Below are 16965 nucleotides of genomic sequence, written 5' to 3'. Positions count from 1 at the left end.
GCATACCCATGGAATTAACAATCCACCGCCCGCCCCTTGAACACCTGTTCTGTTAAGCGGCCAATCCTTCCAGAAAACGTCTTTTCTGGGCGAGTATGCCATCTCGGATGCTGGTCCAGACTTGCTCCGGAAAGTTTGCCGGCAGCTCAGTCTCAACCCTGTCCAAAGCGTGGTCGACGTTTTGCACCATTTCCTGCATCGCATCGAACGCGTCGGTTACACCGCTTTGTTCGGCCAATGCGTGCCAATGTCGGGTCTGGATATCGACCAGCTTGTAGTGCACATTATTCGAGCGCACCGCCATGGCGAGTTTTACTTTTTGCAACTGCAGCAGATTTGTGCCTTTCCCAATCACGGGCCAAGCCGACAGAATGTCGTAGAGCGGCGTCATCGCGTAGCCATCACCGGGGAGCAGAAACACGGAAAAATTCTTGGCATGGCCATCGGTGGCAGCCAGCAACCAGAAAGCGAGTTGGGTGAGCACGAATGTGCGTTTATGTTTGACCGAATCTTCGCTGGCGGCAAGGAGTTCCAGGCACTTGCGCATACCCGGGCCGCCCTGGCTTTCGTATTTATTCTGAGCGGGTGTTCCTGTCGCCTGACAGAAGTCTTCCTGCGGCAGGCGGGCAATCCACGTATTGTTGCCAACCCAGCGGCGGTCGAACCTTTCGACCACCAGCGTTTTTTGTTTCCCGAAGCTTGCCATTTCGGTGTTCGCAACCTCAAAGCCGAATGCATGCATGATGCGGGAGCACAGCCACTCGTTCTCCACCGAGTTGGACATGTCGACCCGCATGTTTCCGACCAGTCCGAGCGGCAGCTTCAAAATATGGGTGGTCGGCGTAGCGCCATGCGGACGGTGCCACTGCCCGTCGAGCTTCAGCAGCGCTGTTTTCTCCTGGGCACCGGCAATCGAGATCCGGAAATCCTCGAAGTTTTCTGCATCCTGGCCAAGCACAGCGTCACTGGTGACGCTCCCGAGAAGGCGTTCGACATCCGCTTCGCTGAGCGGCGTTCCTTCTACCCGATCAAACCCTTCCGGCAACGTGTCGGGCGGCAGTAGCTGCACGGCCCCGACGCAGTCCCGGCCGATAGCGCTTAACAGTTCTTGCGTCCCGGCCGAGCCGAGTTGGTAGCGGGTGCGAATGCGCTGACGAATCTTGTCGCTATCCGGCAGCAGGTTATCAAAAAAGCTTTTGACCTTCGGGCCGCGGAGTTCCTTTTTACCGGCAGGAATAGGCAAGGAGAGAGAAAGAACGCGCACGTTGAGCGAGCTCAGCCATGCATCGTCATATCGAAAAGTGTGTGTATCGGTGCGCGACCAGGACCAGACACCTACATGTTCGCCGTTCATCCAAACGGCCAGCTCACGTATCGCCATACATCACCATTCCGCTTTTGAAAGAGTGGGTGAGTCCGGCTTTGGCGTCGTGGCGAGCACCTTTAAAGCGAGCCTGGCATCCAGCGCGTGCAGTATTTGCAGCAGTTGGTCAACGCGCACCAGACCCGGATTTTTTTCAATGTCGGCTACGCGCGCTTGCCCAATGCCCAGGAGTTGCCCCAATTGCGTCTGCGTAAGGCCTTTTTCCTTACGCAACGATTTCAGGTGTTCAGAGAGTTGGGATGAAGTTTGAATTGGATAGTCCATAGCTAATAATATCGCTCAAAGACGATAATGTAAATATATCGTACCTGGACGATATTTATACATTATCGCCCAAGGGCGATAATAATGGAAATGTAAGCGCGTCGGAAGTGGTGTTCGGGATTGCCAATTGAGGTGCATGATGATTGGAAGCGATTGTTGGGTCTCGTTGCGTCAAACTCAAACTACCAGCTGTATTTTTTAACTGCGCTTTAAATGTATGCGATAAATTGCATATTTAGTGACATACCCCATGCATATGGTGAAATACATTGTCCACGAAAGACACGAAAAGCACGAAAAATCACGTAGATTAGGCTGCAAAGCCTAATATTTTTAACTGGTAATTCTCAAATATATCGCGCCCGTGGCGTGCCATTCCGCTTGAGACGCAGCCGCCGTCAGCCGGGATAAAACGGATCAGAAACGAAAAATGTCTGACGAAGTTGCAAACCCGGCGAGTTCTTTTCGTTTCCCGTTTTATCCCGGCTGACGGCGGGAACCCGAAGGGCTGGGTCTTACGGTCGCCTTTCTTTGCTTACTTTCTTTGGCGAAGCAAAGAAAGTGAGTGGCCGCCGGGCCACCCCCGGCCAAGTCGCAAGGTTGGTAGCCGCCTCACGCAAGGTCAGGCTAGGCTTCTTAGCGCGTGGACCGCAAGGCCCAACATTTTTAACCTGCAAATATTGCTGACGAATGTTGGGCTTCGCAAGCTCAGCGCCAACCTACCAGTTGAATATACATATAACTGTATTTTTAAAAAACATTAAACATATGCGCAAAAAGTACTATTTCTCAATATACCCCGTCTACATCCATTAACCCACAATGGCTCCGCACAGCAAAACGCCCCGACTCGCGGGGCGCTTCTTGTTGCTTAACGACTACAACAATTACTTGGCAGTCATCAGCGCCATCGTGGTATCCAACATGCGGTTCGAGAAACCCCACTCGTTGTCGTACCAGGACGATACCTTGACCAGACGGCCGGATACTTTGGTCAGCGTCGCGTCGAAGGTGCTCGATGCCGGGTTGTGGTTGAAATCGACCGATACCAGCGGCGCGGTGTTGTATTCCAGAATGCCTTTCAACGGGCCGTTTTCCGACGCTTCCTTCATGATCGCGTTGACTTCTTCGACCGTCGTGTCGCGGGCCGCGATGAACGACAGATCGACGATTGAGACGTTGATGGTCGGCACGCGGATCGAATAACCGTCCAGCTTGCCATTCAGTTCCGGCAACACCAGGCCGACCGCAGCGGCAGCGCCGGTCTTGGTCGGGATCATCGACTGGGTGGCGGAACGGGCGCGGCGCAAGTCTTCATGCATCACGTCGGTCAACACCTGATCGTTGGTGTACGAGTGGATGGTGGTCATCAGGCCGGTTTCGAGGCCGATTTTCTCGTGTAAAGGCTGGACCAATGGTGCCAGGCAGTTGGTGGTGCAGGAGGCGTTGGAAATCACGGTGTCGGTCGATTTCAGCATGCCGTGGTTGACGCCGTAGACGATGGTCGCATCGACGTCCTTGCCGCCCGGTGCCGAGATGATGACCTTTTTTGCGCCGGCTGCCAGATGGGCCGATGCTTTTTCTTTGGTGGCGAAGAAGCCGGTGCATTCCAGCACGACGTCGACATTCAGCTCGCCCCAAGGCAAGTTGGCCGGATTGCGCTCGGCGAAGACCTTGATCGGGTCGCCGTTGACGATCATGGTGTCGCCTTCGACCGTGACGGTGCCCGGGAACTTGCCATGGGCGGTATCAAAGCGGGTCAGGTGGGCGTTCGATTCGGCATTGCCGAGGTCGTTGATGGCAACGATCTTGATGTCTTCCTTGAACTTGCCGCCTTCGTAGTGTGCGCGAAGGATGTTGCGGCCGATGCGGCCATAGCCATTGATTGCAACGCGAATAGTCATATTGTCTCCAGAACGTAGTTAATTAAGTAAATGGGTTAATTAAGCAATATTGGTTAAATAATATAGTTAAGCAATAACCAATTTCACATTGGCCACGACATTGTCGACCGTGAAACCAAAATGCTTGAACAATACGCCCGCCGGAGCGGACTCACCGAAGGTGTCGATGCCGATTACCGCACCTTCAAGACCGACATATTTGTACCAGAAGTCGGTCACGCCGGCTTCAATCGCGACCCGCGGCAAGCCGCGTGTCAGGACACTGGCTTTGTAAGCCGATTCCTGGCGGTCGAACGCGTCGGTGCATGGCATCGATACCACGCGTACCGGCACGCCTTGCTGGGCCAGTTGTTGCGCTGCCTGCATCGCCAGTTCGACTTCGGAGCCGGTCGCGATCAGGATCGCCTTGGCATCCGCCGCGTCTTTCAGCACGTAGCCGCCACGATGAATATGGGTAATTTGTTCCGGCGTGCGTTCCTGATATTGCAGGTTCTGGCGCGAGAAAATCAGGGTCGACGGGCCGTGACGACGGGTGACCGCATGCGCCCAGGCCACAGCGGATTCGACCGTGTCGCAGGGACGCCAGTTATCCAGGTTCGGGATCAGGCGCAGGCTGGAGACGTGCTCGACCGACTGATGGGTCGGGCCGTCTTCGCCAAGGCCGATCGAGTCGTGCGTGAAGACGAAAATCGAGCGGATTTTCATCAAAGCAGCCATGCGCAGCGCATTGCGGCTGTAGTCGGAAAAGGTCAGGAAGGTGGCGCCGAACGGGATGTAGCCGCCATGCAGCGCGATGCCGTTCATGATGGCGCTCATGCCGAATTCGCGCACGCCGTAATTGATGTGGTTGCCGGGCTGGTCGGCGCGCACCGCAACGCATTCTTTCCAGTTGGTCAGGTTGGAGCCGGTCAGGTCGGCGGAACCGCCGAGGAACTCGGGCAAGGTCGGCGCCAGGGCTTGAATCGTATTCTGGCTGGCCTTGCGGCTGGCGATGGTTTCTTTCTTTGCGACGCAGCTGGCGATATAGGCCTTGACCACATCGTTGAAATTGCCCGGCAATTCGCCTTTCATGCGGCGCAGCAGTTCGCCCGCTTGCTGCGGGTAACGCTCGCTGTAGGCGTTGAACAAGGCATCCCATTGCGCTTCAATACGCGCGCCTTGTGCTTTCGCATCCCAGGCGGCGTAGACATCGGCCGGCACTTCGAACGGCGTATGCGGCCAATCCAGGGTTTCGCGCACCGCGGCGATTTCCTTGTCGCCCAAGGGAGCGCCATGCACATTGTGGGTGCCTTCCATGTTCGGCGAGCCCTTGCCGATCACGCTCTTGCAGCAGATCAGCGTCGGTTTGTCGGACAGCTTGGCTTGCGCAATCGCGGCATCGACGGCCGCAACATCGTGGCCATCCACTGCAGGAATCACGTTCCAGCCGTAGGCTTCGAAGCGTTTCGGGGTGTCGTCCAGGAACCAGCCTTCGACATGACCGTCGATCGAGATGCCGTTGTCGTCATACAGCGCGATGATCTTGTTCAGGCGCAAGGTGCCGGCCAGCGAACAGACTTCGTGCGAAATGCCTTCCATCAGGCAGCCGTCGCCCAGGAATACGTAGGAGTGATGATCGACCACGGCAAAACCGGGCTGGTTGAATTCAGCCGCCAGCAATCTTTCTGCCAGCGCCATCCCGACCACGTTGGCCAAACCCTGGCCGAGCGGGCCGGTGGTGGTCTCGATGCCCGGCGTGACGTGGACTTCCGGATGGCCCGGTGTCTTCGAGTGCATCTGACGGAAATTTTTGAGATCTTCAATCGACAAATCGTAGCCGGTCAGGTGCAGCAACGCATAGTGCAGCAACGAACCATGTCCGTTCGACAACACGAAACGGTCGCGGTTGATCCAGTGCGGGTTGGCCGGATTGTGGCGGTAATGCCCGGCCCACAAGGCGACGGCGATATCGGCCATTCCCATCGGCATGCCGGGATGCCCGGAGTTGGCTTTTTGGACAGCATCCATCGCCAGCGCGCGGATCGCGTTGGCCATCTTGGTAGTTGGGAGCGTGGAATTCATGTTGGTCTGTTTGAATGACGATGGGGGAATAAGGACATGCTCATAGACTTGCGTAATCAGTGAACAACGACAGTGCACAGTGCGAAGCCAAGTATTTTACCAGAGACACAGGTGCCGAATTAAAATCGGGATTCCTCCTAACCGGATTTACCATGCCCCGTTTTTATTGCTCACAGCCGCTGGCGATCGGTACCCAATTGGTATTGCCCGACCATGTCGCCCATCACATCCAGGTCCTGCGCCTGGAGCCAGGAACGGCGATCACTCTATTCAACGGCGATGGCGGCGTATATACGGCGACCCTGACCGTCATCGAAAAAAAACGCGTCAGCGCCGAAGTTAAAGCGTACACCGCGCGCGATGTCGAGCTTCCCTACGCGATCACACTGGCGCAGGCGCTGCCGGAATCATCGAAAATGGACTGGATCATTGAAAAAGCGGTGGAATTGGGTGCGGCCGCGATCCAGCCGTTGTCGGCCCAGCGCTGTGTAATGCGGCTGTCCGGCGAACGCGCCGAAAAGAAACTGGCCCATTGGCAGGGCATCATCGTCGCCGCTAGCGAGCAGAGCGGACGCAACCGCCTGGCGCAACTGGGCGAACTGTGCGACTTCAAAAGCTGGATCACGCAGCAGGACTTGCACCGCCGCATTCTGCTCAGCCCGCGCGCCGAACAATCGCTGTCCGGCTGGGCCCGCCATCATCCGCCGCAGGCACTGGCATTGCTGATCGGGCCGGAGGGCGGTTTTAGCGAAGTGGAAGAATCGATGGCCGTTTCGCAAGGCGCGCTGATGCTGTCGATGGGACCACGCGTGTTGCGCACCGAAACCGCCGGGCTGGCGGCGCTGGCAACGTTGAACGCGATGTGGGGTGAAATGTGAGCTGGTAAAAAAATATGCCGCCGAGTTGTTGTCCCGGCGGCATATTTGTTTGTTTCTTACCCACCTCAGAATTCTTCCCAGCTCTCCTCGTCACTGCTTACCGGAGTTTTTGCAGCGGCTCGCTTGACCGGGCGCGCGACCTTGGCTACTGCATGCCGTTTTTCGATTAGAGCGATACCGTTTTTCTGCGCCGGCGCTGCCATTGCGGGCGACATATCGAGCCGGAACATCCCCACCACCTGGCTCAGACTGCCGGCTTGCTGCTGCAATGACTGGGCGGCGGCGGCAGCTTCTTCTACCAGGGCGGCGTTTTGCTGCGTAACTTCATCCATTTGGGCAATGGCCTGATTGACCTGTTCGATGCCCTGGCTTTGCTCCTGGCTGGCGGCGGTGATTTCAGACATGATGTCGGTTACGTGGCGCACGCTGGCCACTACCTGCTCCATGGTGTCGCCGGCGTGCGCCGCCAGCTTGTTGCCGACTCCGACCTTTTGCACCGAGTCGTCGATCAGCGACTTTATTTCCTTGGCCGCAGTGGCGGAGCGTTGCGCCAGGTTGCGCACTTCGGAAGCCACTACCGCAAAGCCCCGGCCCTGTTCGCCGGCACGGGCCGCTTCGACTGCGGCGTTCAGGGCCAGGATATTGGTCTGGAATGCGATGCCGTCGATGACGCCGATGATGTCGACGATTTTCTTGGCGGAGACGTCGATGGCAGCCATGGTGTCGACTACCTGGGACACCACTTCGCCGCTTTTGACAGCAACTTCGGAGGCGGTGAGCGCCAGTTGATTGGCTTGTCGGGCATTGTCGGCGTTTTGCTTGACGGTGCCGGTCAGTTCTTCCATCGAAGCTGCAGTTTGTTCCAGGCTGCTGGCCTGGCCTTCGGTGCGGCTGGAAAGATCGAGGTTGCCGGCTGCGATCTGGCTCGATGCGGTGGCGATGGCATCGGTGCCGCTGCGAACCCGGGAGACGATGCCCACCAGACTGTCGCTCATTTCCTTGATGGCGCGCAATAACTGGCCGATTTCATCGGCGGATTGGATTTTTACCTCGGCCGTCAAATCGCCGGCGGCAATGCTGTGCGCCACATCGATGGCGTGATGCATCGGACGCAATATGCTCCTGATCAGGAAGTAGGCAGCCGCAGCCGCCAGCAATACGCCCAGAGCAATGGCTACTAAGATGCCGAACTGGGTTGTATCGTTGCGCGCCACGTTTGCATCGTATTCTGCCTTGGCGCCATCGACTTGCAATTTTCGCAATGCGCTAAAACTGTTTCTGACCGGACTGGAGAGGGATTCAATTTCATGCCACCTTAGCTGCACCTCGCCGATGCGCTCCTCGCGCAACGCTGCAACGGCGGGCAGTAGCCCTTCCTTGACGAAACGGCTGCGGTCGACTTGAAACTTGTCGGCCAGCCGTTTTTCTTCCGGCGTCAACCTGGACGATGTATAGGCGCGCCAGATATTGGTAATCTCCAGGATTCTGGCATCGATCTTAGCGGTTTCGGATTTGATCTTATCGGGCATCGGGTCCTGCAGCACACTGACGATGCCGAGCAGATTTTCCTGCAACAGGTTATTCATCGTCGCCATCTGCTCCAGCGGCACTGCGCGCCCCTCATACACGGTTTTCAGTCCGGCATTGGTCTTGTTCATGCCATTCAGGCCCAGCATCCCGATAACGACAGTGAGCAAGGACAAGAATCCTACTACGCCGATCAGGCGCGTTTTAATTGTTAAAATCATTTCTATGTTTTACCTGGAAATCCAAAGATCCAATGCAATGCTATGCAGCATTTTTTTCAATCAAGCCCATCTCGGCCGAAGACATCAATTTGTCGATATCCACCAGAATCAGCATGCGCTCTTCGACCGTGCCCAGCCCGATCAAATAATCGCTATCGAAAGCGGCTCCCAGATCCGGCGCCGGCTTGATCTGCTCTGGCACCAGCGTGATCACGTCGGAGACGCTGTCGACCACCATTCCCATGATGCGCCCGCCGATGTTGAGGATGATGACCACCGTGAACTGGTCGTAGGTCGGCGTGCCCAGCTTGAATTTGATGCGCATATCGACCACCGGCACGATGATGCCGCGTAGGTTGATGACGCCCTTGAGAAACTCGGGCGCATTGGCGATCCGGGTCACAACTTCATAGCCGCGTATTTCCTGCACTTTAAGTATGTCGATGCCGTACTCTTCCTGCCCCAGAGTAAACGCCAGAAACTCGTTGCGGCCATGCGTGTCTGCCTGATTTGGGTGATTGCCTACGGCGGAGAGTGATTGGGTTGAAGAAGACATGGTGCTCTCTTAAAAGGGGTGATTACAATGCATCCGATCCTGAACTGGATGGCTGTCTGGAAACCGAAGTCCGGTTGCCGGCAGCAAATTACTACACGGCAACTGAAGTATGGCAGGTAGCGGCTATACCCAGTAAAACTTTAACGCAGCGCGCTGCCGGTCGCATCGTTGGCTTGAATTCCGCAAGCTTACAGGAGCCTGCTTATACAGCATACTGTATTTTTAAAACCCTATTAATAACATGCGCAAAATAGGGTTAATATTAATATACTGCCAATATAATTAATTTATACGAGTTTTTTGCTAATCTAATTAGGTTTAAATTTGGAAGCCGCGCAGACACTTGCGTCCAGCCATACATGCAACGCAACTCGGTGCTTGCTGTAGCTTGCAGTGTGAAATGCGCCGGAATGCCACAACATGCCTAATCCGCGCTGGTTTTACAATCCAAGGGGAAGCGCAAGAAAGCACTTATAATCAAAAGCTTTGCAGCAATCCCAACACTGAATCTGTATGAAGGTATTTCGCGGACTTCCCAATGCCGCATCGCGTGCGCCCTGTGCGCTGGCGATCGGCAACTTCGATGGTGTGCATCTTGGGCATCAGGCCCTGCTTGCGCGCGTGTGCGAAGCCGCCGCCCGTTTGCAACTGGATGCGGCGGTGATGACTTTCGAGCCGCACCCGCGCGAATTTTTCGCCCGCGTCCACGGCCACCCGAGCCGCGCGCCCAGCCGCATTGCGAACTTGCGCGACAAGTTGCAAGCATTAGCCACAACCGGCATCGAGCACGTCATCGTCGAGCATTTCAATGCCCATTTCGCCAGCCTGACGCCACAGGATTTTGTGGAAAAAGTGCTGGTGCAGCGCTTGCACGTCAAATGGCTGATTGTGGGTGAAGACTTCTGCTACGGCGCCAAACGTGCCGGCAACCTGGCAACGCTGGTCGAGTCCGGCAAGAAATACGGCTTCGAGGTGGAAGTGCTGCGCACGGTCACCAACGACGGCACCCGCATTTCTTCGTCGGCGGTGCGCGCCGCATTGGCGGCAAGCGACTTCGACCATGCAAACCAATTGCTAGGCCAGCCTTACGCCATTTCCGGCCATGTGGTCCACGGCAAGAAACTGGGACGCACGCTGGGATTCCCGACCCTGAACCTGCGCGTGACCCACCCGCACCCGGTGCTGAACGGGATTTTCATCGTTCAGGTGCATGGACTGACCGAGACGCCGTTGCCGGGCGTTGCCAGCCTGGGATTGCGGCCGACGGTCGACGACAGCGGCCGCGTGCTGCTGGAAACGCATCTGTTCGATTATGCCCAACAGTGCTACGGCAAACTGATCCGGGTCGAATTCCTGAAGAAGCTGCGGGACGAGGAAAAATATGTCGATTTGCCGACTCTGATCGACGCCATAGCCCACGATGAGGTACAAGCGCGCGCTTACTTCAAACACCGCGCAGCAGCCGCCACCACGGCGACCGACCGAATTTGAAGCTGCCGACGCCACGCAGCGCGCCATCTATCCGCTGTATAAATCGCTTTAAGTTAAATATACATCGCTGAATTTCACTGAACATCATTGAAGAAATACTATGCCCGATAACCAAGCAAACAAGCCTGAAGTCAAGCAATCCAGCAAACCGGCTAACAAGCCTGCCAACAAGGCGCACAGCAAATATCCGGTCAACATGACCGAAACCCCCTTCCCGATGCGCGGCGATCTGGCCAAACGCGAGCCGCAATGGGTCAAGGAATGGCAAGAGAAAAAAATCTATCAGCGCATCCGCAAGGCCTCGGCCAACCGCCCAAAATTCATCCTGCATGACGGCCCGCCGTATGCGAATGGCGATATCCATATCGGCCACGCGGTCAACAAAATCCTAAAAGACATGATCATCAAGGCCCGCAACATGGCCGGTTTCGATGCGCAATACGTGCCGGGCTGGGATTGCCACGGCATGCCGATCGAGATCCAGATCGAAAAGCTGTACGGCAAGAATCTGCCGGTGGAACAAGTGCAAGCCAAGGCGCGCGCCTACGCCAGCGAGCAAATCGAGCGTCAGAAAAAGGATTTCATCCGGCTGGGCGTACTGGGCGAATGGGATAACCCATACAAAACCATGGACTTCGGCAACGAAGCCGACGAATTGCGCGCGCTCGGCACCATGCTGGAAAAAGGCTATATCTATCGCGGCCTGAAACCGGTCAATTGGTGCTTCGACTGCGGCTCGGCGCTGGCCGAGGCGGAAGTCGAATATCAGGACAAGCGCGACCCCGGCATCGATGTCGGCTTCCCGTTCGCCGAGCCCGACAAGATCGCCGCCGCCTTCGGGTTGCCGCAACTGCCCACCGACAACGGTTACGCGGTGATCTGGACCACCACGCCATGGACCATTCCCGCCAATCAGGCGCTGAACATGCATCCCGAGTTCACGTATGCGCTGGTGCAAACCGTGCGCAATGACGAAACCATTCTGCTGATTCTGGCCGAAGATCTGGTCGAATCCTGCCTGCAGCGCTTCGGCCTGGAAGGCAAAATTATCGCCACCTGCAAGGGTGCAGCGCTGAGTCTGATCAAGTTCAAACACCCGTTCGCCGACTTGGATGAAGGCTACAACCGCTATTCGCCGGTATTTCTGGGCGAATATGTCGAACTCGGCACCGGCACCGGCGTGGTTCACTCGGCACCTGCTTATGGCATCGATGACTTCATTTCCTGCAAGGCGCACGGAATGACCGATGACGAAATCCTGAAACCGGTGATGGGCGACGGCAAATACGCATCCTGGCTGCCGTTTTTCGGCGGCATGACGATCTGGGAAGCGTCGAAGCCGATCTGCGCCAAACTGGAAGAAGTCGGCGCATTGTTCAAGCTGGTGATGTTCGACCACAGCTATATGCACTGCTGGCGCCACAAGACGCCGATCGTCTATCGCGCCACCTCGCAATGGTTCGCCGGCATGGACCTCACGCCAAAAGACGGCGGCCTGAGCTTGCGCGAAACCGCGCTCAAGGCGATCGACGACACCGCTTTTTACCCCGGTTGGGGCAAGGCGCGGCTGCACGGCATGATCGCCAACCGGCCCGACTGGACGCTGTCGCGGCAACGCCAGTGGGGCGTGCCGATGGCCTTTTTCGTTCACAAGGAAAGCGGCGAACTGCATCCGCGTACAGCGGAATTGCTGGAGATCATCGCCCAACGGATCGAACAGCACGGCATCGAAGCCTGGCACGCAGTCGATATCAACGAACTGCTGGGCGACGACGCGCCGATGTACGTGAAGAACAAGGACACGCTGGACGTCTGGTTCGATTCCGGCACCACGCACCAAACCGTGCTAGGCGGTCGACAAGGCAAAGGCTCGCACGCCGGACAATTGCAATTCCCGGCCGACTTGTATCTGGAAGGCTCGGACCAGCATCGCGGCTGGTTCCACTCTTCGCTGCTGACGTCTTCGATGCTGAATGGCTGCGCGCCGTACAAGGCTTTGCTGACGCACGGTTTCGTGGTCGATGGCGAAGGCAAGAAAATGTCGAAGTCGAAAGGCAATGTGGTCGCGCCGCAGAAAGTCTCGGACACGCTCGGGGCCGACATCCTGCGGCTGTGGGTTGCCTCCACCGATTATTCGGGCGAATTGAATATTTCGGATGAAATCCTGAAACGCGTGACCGAAGCGTATCGCCGCATTCGCAATACACTGCGTTTCTTGCTGGCCAATACCTCCGACTTCGATTTTGCGAAAGATGCGGTGCCGGTCGCGGAGATGATGGAAATCGACCGCTATGCGGTAGCCAGCGTAGCCGCCTTGCAAGCCGAAATTCTGGCCCATTACGACGCCTATGAATTTCATCCGGTAGTGGCCAAGCTGCAAGGTTTCTGCTCGGAAGACCTGGGCAGTTTCTACCTCGACATCCTGAAAGATCGCCTGTATACCGGCGGCACCACCTCGCACGCACGCCGCTCGGCGCAGAGCGCCATGTGGCACATCACGCAATCGCTATTGCGCGTGATGGCGCCGATGCTTTCTTTCACCGCCGAAGAAGCCTGGGCCGTATTCGCCAGCAAAGAAGCATTCACCAACAGCGACGAAACGGTTTTCACCCAGACCTATTACACGCTGCCTGAAGTCGCCGATGCGCCGGCATTGCTGGCCAAGTATGCCCAGTTGCGCGAAATTCGCGCCGATGTCACCAAGCAAATGGAAGAAGTGCGCAGCGCCGGCGCTATCGGTTCATCGCTGCAAGCAGAGATCAGTATCAAAGCCAGCGGCGACAAATTTGCGCTATTGAGCGGCATGGGCGACGATCTGAAATTCGTGCTGATTACCTCGCAAGCCGCAGTGCTTGAAGTTGCCAACAAGGAAGAAGAAGGCGTTGTCGTGACTCCTTCGGCGCACCAGAAATGCGAGCGCTGCTGGCACTATCGCGCCGATGTCGGCAGCCATGCCGAGCATCCCGGTTTGTGCGGGCGCTGCATCAGCAATCTGTTTGGCGCGGGCGAAACACGGCGCTTTGCCTGATCGCTTGCATTAACTCCGCAGCCTGTCATGCCGGTTTCCGGCATGACAGGCCAACCTGACATACCTCCGGAGTACATCGCAATGACAACAAAAAATCGTTATTCTTCCAGTTCACGCACCAACATTACGCCCTGGATCGGGATCGCGGCGATCGTGATTTTGCTCGACCAGTTGAGCAAGATCACGATTACCAAATTATTCACCTACGGCGAGTCGCTTGCGGTAACCCCTTTTTTCAATCTGGTGCTAGCCTACAATAAAGGCGCAGCATTCAGCTTTCTGGCCACCGAATCCGGCTGGCAGCGGTATTTTTTTACCACCGTCGGCGTGGTGGCGGCGCTGGTGATCATATACATGCTGCGACGCCATGCCGGCCAACGCCTGTTTTGCTGGGCTTTGGCGCTGATTCTGGGCGGCGCCATCGGCAACGTGATTGACCGCGTCATGTACGGCCATGTGATCGATTTTCTGGACGTGTATTTTGCCGGCTGGCACTGGCCGGCATTCAACCTCGCCGACAGCGCCATTTTTATCGGTGCGGGATTGTTCATTCTCGATGAGTTGCGACGCGTCAATAAGTAACGACATCAAGTAACGCATTAAGCAACAACATGCGACGCAAGGCATCTTTTATAAAAAATACAGGGGTAGTGTATTTTTTATAAAAGCATATAAATAATGCGGAAAATATATGTTTTTTATGCATACTCCATAATTTATATTAATCTCGCATTACCCGTTAGTTGCACGGCAACACGCTCAATCTCAAAGCATCAAAGGAATAGCGATGGATCTTGCAGGCAAAAAAATTATCCTCGGCCTGACCGGCGGCGTCGCCTGTTACAAGGCGGCGGAACTGACCCGCACGTTGGGCAAGGCGGGCGCCTCGGTGCAGGTCGTGATGACGCAGGCCGCCACCCAGTTCATCACCCCGGTGACGCTGCAGGCGCTGTCCGGCAAGCCGGTATTTACCGATCAGTGGGATGCGCGGATCGCCAACAACATGGCGCATATCGACCTCAGCCGGGACGCCGACGCCATCGTGATCGCGCCTTGCTCGACCGATTTCATCCGCAAGCTGGCGCAGGGCGCATGCGACGACCTGCTCTCGACCTTGTGCATCGCGCGCCCAGCCCGCCTGCCCTTGCTGGTAGCGCCGGCGATGAATGTCGAAATGTGGCAAAACCCCGCCACCCAGCGCAATGTGGCGCAGCTTGCGGCAGATGGTATCGAATTGCTCGGCCCCGACACCGGCGCACAGGCCTGCGGCGAAAACGGCATGGGCCGCATGCTGGAGCCGGCCCAGTTGCTGGAGCAAATCATCGCGTCCTTCCAGCCGAAAATTCTGGCGGGCCGGCGCGTCCTGCTGACCGCCGGCCCGACCTTCGAGCCGATTGACCCGGTGCGCGGCATCACCAACCTGTCCTCCGGCAAGATGGGTTACGCGATCGCCCGCGCCGCCCAGCAGACCGGCGCTTTGGTCACCCTGATATCCGGCCCGACCGCGCTCGACGTACCGTTCGGGGTGCAGTGCATTCAGGTTCAAACCGCGCAACAAATGCACGATGCAGTGCTGGCGCAAGTGAGCGATCAGGATATCTTTATCGCGGTAGCCGCGGTGGCCGACTGGCGGGTAGCGAATGCCAGCGCCCAGAAGCTGAAGAAGGATGGCACAGGCGGTGCGCCGGTGCTGGAATTTGCGCAAAATCCGGATATTCTGGCCACCGTGGCGGCGTTGCCGAAGCGGCCGTACTGCGTTGGCTTTGCCGCCGAGTCCGAAAACCTGCTGCAGTATGGCGAGCAAAAGCGCCTGCGCAAAAACATCCCGCTGCTGGTCGGCAATATCGGCCACCATACTTTCGGCCAAGATGACAACGAATTGATCTTGTTCGATGCCGACGGCCACACCCTGCTGCCGCGCAACGACAAACAAGCGCTGGCGCGCCAGTTGATCGCAGTCATCGCCGGCCGCATGCAGCATAAGCATCCGGCAACACCAGGTTGAACCAATCACTAGGAGCCAAAACCCATGAAAACCATCGACATTAAAATTCTTGACCCGCGCCTCAAGGACCAACTGCCGGCCTACGCCACCGCCGGCAGCGCCGGACTGGACTTGCGGGCCTGCCTCGATGCGCCGTTGTGCATTGCTCCCGGCGAAACACACCTGATTCCGACCGGGCTGGCGATCCATGTGGCCAACCCCGCATACGCCGCGATGATCTTGCCGCGCAGCGGACTGGGCCACAAACATGGCATCGTGCTGGGGAACCTGGTCGGTTTGATCGACTCCGACTATCAGGGGCAGTTGATGGTGTCGACCTGGAATCGCGGCCAGACCGCTTTCACGCTCAACCCAATGGAACGCCTGGCGCAACTGGTCATCGTACCGGTGCTCCAGGTTGGTTTTAACATTGTCGAAGAATTTGATACCAGCGAACGCGGTACCGGCGGATTCGGCAGCACAGGAAAATAATCCATGACGATATTTCACATGCCCGCTGCAAGGTACGCGCGCACATACATACACACCAGTCTGGCACGCTGCCGGCGGCTTTCCGGATGGGCTGCGGCGGCATTGCTGCTCAGTGCTTGCGCCACGCAACAGCCAATAACGGCAACCTCAGAAACCCCCAAAAGCCCGAGTGCCGCTCCCGCGCCATTGAGCACCCTGCCCGCCCCGGCACCCCTGCGCTCGATCGTAGTGCAGCAGGAGCGCCTGTATCGGGTCGCAGCCCCTTTGCTGACCCAGAATGCGCCGCTGTGCAAGGCCAATGCCCGCAATCTGCTCGGATTTTCTGCCAAGAACAAGTACTCCTTCCCTGAAGAATTCATCGCAGATGCGCAAAAGGCGTACGGCCTGGACGAACAATTGCAAGTGATTCAAGTCTTGACCGACAGCGGCGCCCAACACGCCGGCATCCGGCCCGGCGACCGCCTGATCAGCGCCAGCGACAAGCCTTTTCCGCTCGGCCCCAACGCCGAACGACAGGCCGCCGCGATTCTGGGCCCGCTGGTGCGCAATCGTTCGCTGATCAAATTGACCGTTTCACGCAACGACAAGAATATCCCGCTCAGCATCCCGCTGACTCGCGCCTGCGCTTTCGCGGTCGAACTGGGCAATACGGACAACGTCAATGCCTATGCAGACGGCCAGCGCGTAATGATTACCCGCGGCATGCTCGATTTTGTCCAATCCGACGAAGAACTGGCTCTGGTGCTGGCGCGGGAATTCGCGCATAACGCACTGGCGCATGCCAGCAAGCAGAAAATCAGCGCCACCATGGGCGGCATCATTGACAACCTGGTCCGTCACAACCCCGATCTGAATGCAATCAATGGCATGGCAGGAATAAAAGCCTATCCACAGAATTTCGATGCGGCCGCCGACAGCCTGTCTTTGTACATGCTGACCCGGGCAGGATACAAAATCGACAATGCGGTGGCGTTTTGGCAGCGGCTGGACCGGAAAATTCCGGCCACGGTACTAAACGGCTATACGGCAATTCATCCAGCCACCGCTTACCGCATAGCAACAATCACCCAAACCGTAGCCGAGATCAAGGCCAAACAGGCGAACAAAAAACCGCTGCTACCGTAAGGAAACCGCCACCGCAGAAAATGAATTATGGCAGGAGTATGTTACTTAAT

General features: G+C 57.0%; 13 protein-coding genes. 7 read left to right on the top strand and 6 right to left on the bottom strand.

What is annotated here, in order from left to right; genetic code table 11:
* Positions 1-52: 52 nt before the first annotated feature.
* The 4 genes from FKCLFG_RS02475 to tkt all read right to left on the bottom strand — a co-directional run bounded on the left by FKCLFG_RS02475 (position 53) and on the right by tkt (position 5613).
* Positions 53-1381 carry a type II toxin-antitoxin system HipA family toxin gene (locus FKCLFG_RS02475; RefSeq protein WP_472614662.1) on the bottom strand — a complete coding sequence of 443 codons (1329 nt, stop codon included), beginning with the start codon at positions 1379-1381 and terminating at the stop codon, positions 53-55.
* 3 nt (positions 1382-1384) lie between these two features.
* Positions 1385-1648: a helix-turn-helix domain-containing protein gene (locus FKCLFG_RS02470; RefSeq protein ID WP_472614661.1), complete on the bottom strand. Its 264-nt coding sequence runs from the start codon at positions 1646-1648 to the stop codon at positions 1385-1387.
* Between the two features lie 887 nt (positions 1649-2535).
* The gene (gene gap / locus FKCLFG_RS02465) at positions 2536-3552 is read right to left on the bottom strand and encodes a type I glyceraldehyde-3-phosphate dehydrogenase (RefSeq protein ID WP_472614660.1); all 1017 of its coding nucleotides are present in this window, start codon (positions 3550-3552) and stop codon (positions 2536-2538) included.
* 66 nt (positions 3553-3618) lie between these two features.
* On the bottom strand, positions 3619-5613 hold the full coding sequence (gene tkt / locus FKCLFG_RS02460; RefSeq protein ID WP_472614659.1) for a transketolase: 1995 nt from the start codon (positions 5611-5613) through the stop codon (positions 3619-3621).
* A 152-nt stretch (positions 5614-5765) separates the two neighbouring features.
* On the opposite strand from tkt, the gene FKCLFG_RS02455 reads away from it, so the two are divergent.
* Positions 5766-6491 (top strand): 16S rRNA (uracil(1498)-N(3))-methyltransferase, encoded by a 726-nt coding sequence (locus FKCLFG_RS02455; protein WP_472614658.1) that lies wholly within the window; start codon positions 5766-5768, stop codon positions 6489-6491.
* A 65-nt stretch (positions 6492-6556) separates the two neighbouring features.
* Here the strand turns inward: FKCLFG_RS02455 and FKCLFG_RS02450 are convergent, their stop codons facing one another.
* Both FKCLFG_RS02450 and FKCLFG_RS02445 read right to left on the bottom strand, forming a co-directional pair.
* Positions 6557-8239: a methyl-accepting chemotaxis protein gene (locus FKCLFG_RS02450; protein ID WP_472614657.1), complete on the bottom strand. Its 1683-nt coding sequence runs from the start codon at positions 8237-8239 to the stop codon at positions 6557-6559.
* A gap of 40 nt (positions 8240-8279) precedes the next feature.
* Entirely contained in the window at positions 8280-8795 is a 516-nt protein-coding gene (locus tag FKCLFG_RS02445) for a chemotaxis protein CheW (RefSeq protein ID WP_472614656.1), read from the bottom strand.
* A gap of 513 nt (positions 8796-9308) precedes the next feature.
* Between FKCLFG_RS02445 and FKCLFG_RS02440 the strand changes: the two genes are divergently transcribed.
* The 6 genes from FKCLFG_RS02440 to FKCLFG_RS02415 all read left to right on the top strand — a co-directional run bounded on the left by FKCLFG_RS02440 (position 9309) and on the right by FKCLFG_RS02415 (position 16915).
* Positions 9309-10286 (top strand): bifunctional riboflavin kinase/FAD synthetase, encoded by a 978-nt coding sequence (locus tag FKCLFG_RS02440; RefSeq protein WP_472614655.1) that lies wholly within the window; start codon positions 9309-9311, stop codon positions 10284-10286.
* 100 nt (positions 10287-10386) lie between these two features.
* Positions 10387-13314, top strand: coding sequence for an isoleucine--tRNA ligase (ileS, locus tag FKCLFG_RS02435; RefSeq protein WP_472614654.1), 2928 nt, complete (start codon positions 10387-10389; stop codon positions 13312-13314).
* A gap of 81 nt (positions 13315-13395) precedes the next feature.
* Positions 13396-13896, top strand: a complete 501-nt coding sequence (gene lspA, locus FKCLFG_RS02430) for a signal peptidase II (RefSeq protein ID WP_472614653.1) — start codon at positions 13396-13398, stop codon at positions 13894-13896.
* 205 nt (positions 13897-14101) lie between these two features.
* Positions 14102-15319, top strand: a complete 1218-nt coding sequence (gene coaBC / locus FKCLFG_RS02425) for a bifunctional phosphopantothenoylcysteine decarboxylase/phosphopantothenate--cysteine ligase CoaBC (protein ID WP_472614652.1) — start codon at positions 14102-14104, stop codon at positions 15317-15319.
* Between the two features lie 24 nt (positions 15320-15343).
* Positions 15344-15790, top strand: a complete 447-nt coding sequence (gene dut / locus FKCLFG_RS02420) for a dUTP diphosphatase (RefSeq protein WP_472614651.1) — start codon at positions 15344-15346, stop codon at positions 15788-15790.
* A gap of 3 nt (positions 15791-15793) precedes the next feature.
* On the top strand, positions 15794-16915 hold the full coding sequence (locus FKCLFG_RS02415; RefSeq protein WP_472614650.1) for a M48 family metalloprotease: 1122 nt from the start codon (positions 15794-15796) through the stop codon (positions 16913-16915).
* Positions 16916-16965: the final 50 nt, after the last annotated feature.

The sequence above is a fragment of the Gelidimonas denitrificans genome, assembly GCF_055694065.1.
Note: the sequence above shows the minus strand (reverse complement) of the source record. Positions and strands in the feature narration are given on the sequence as shown.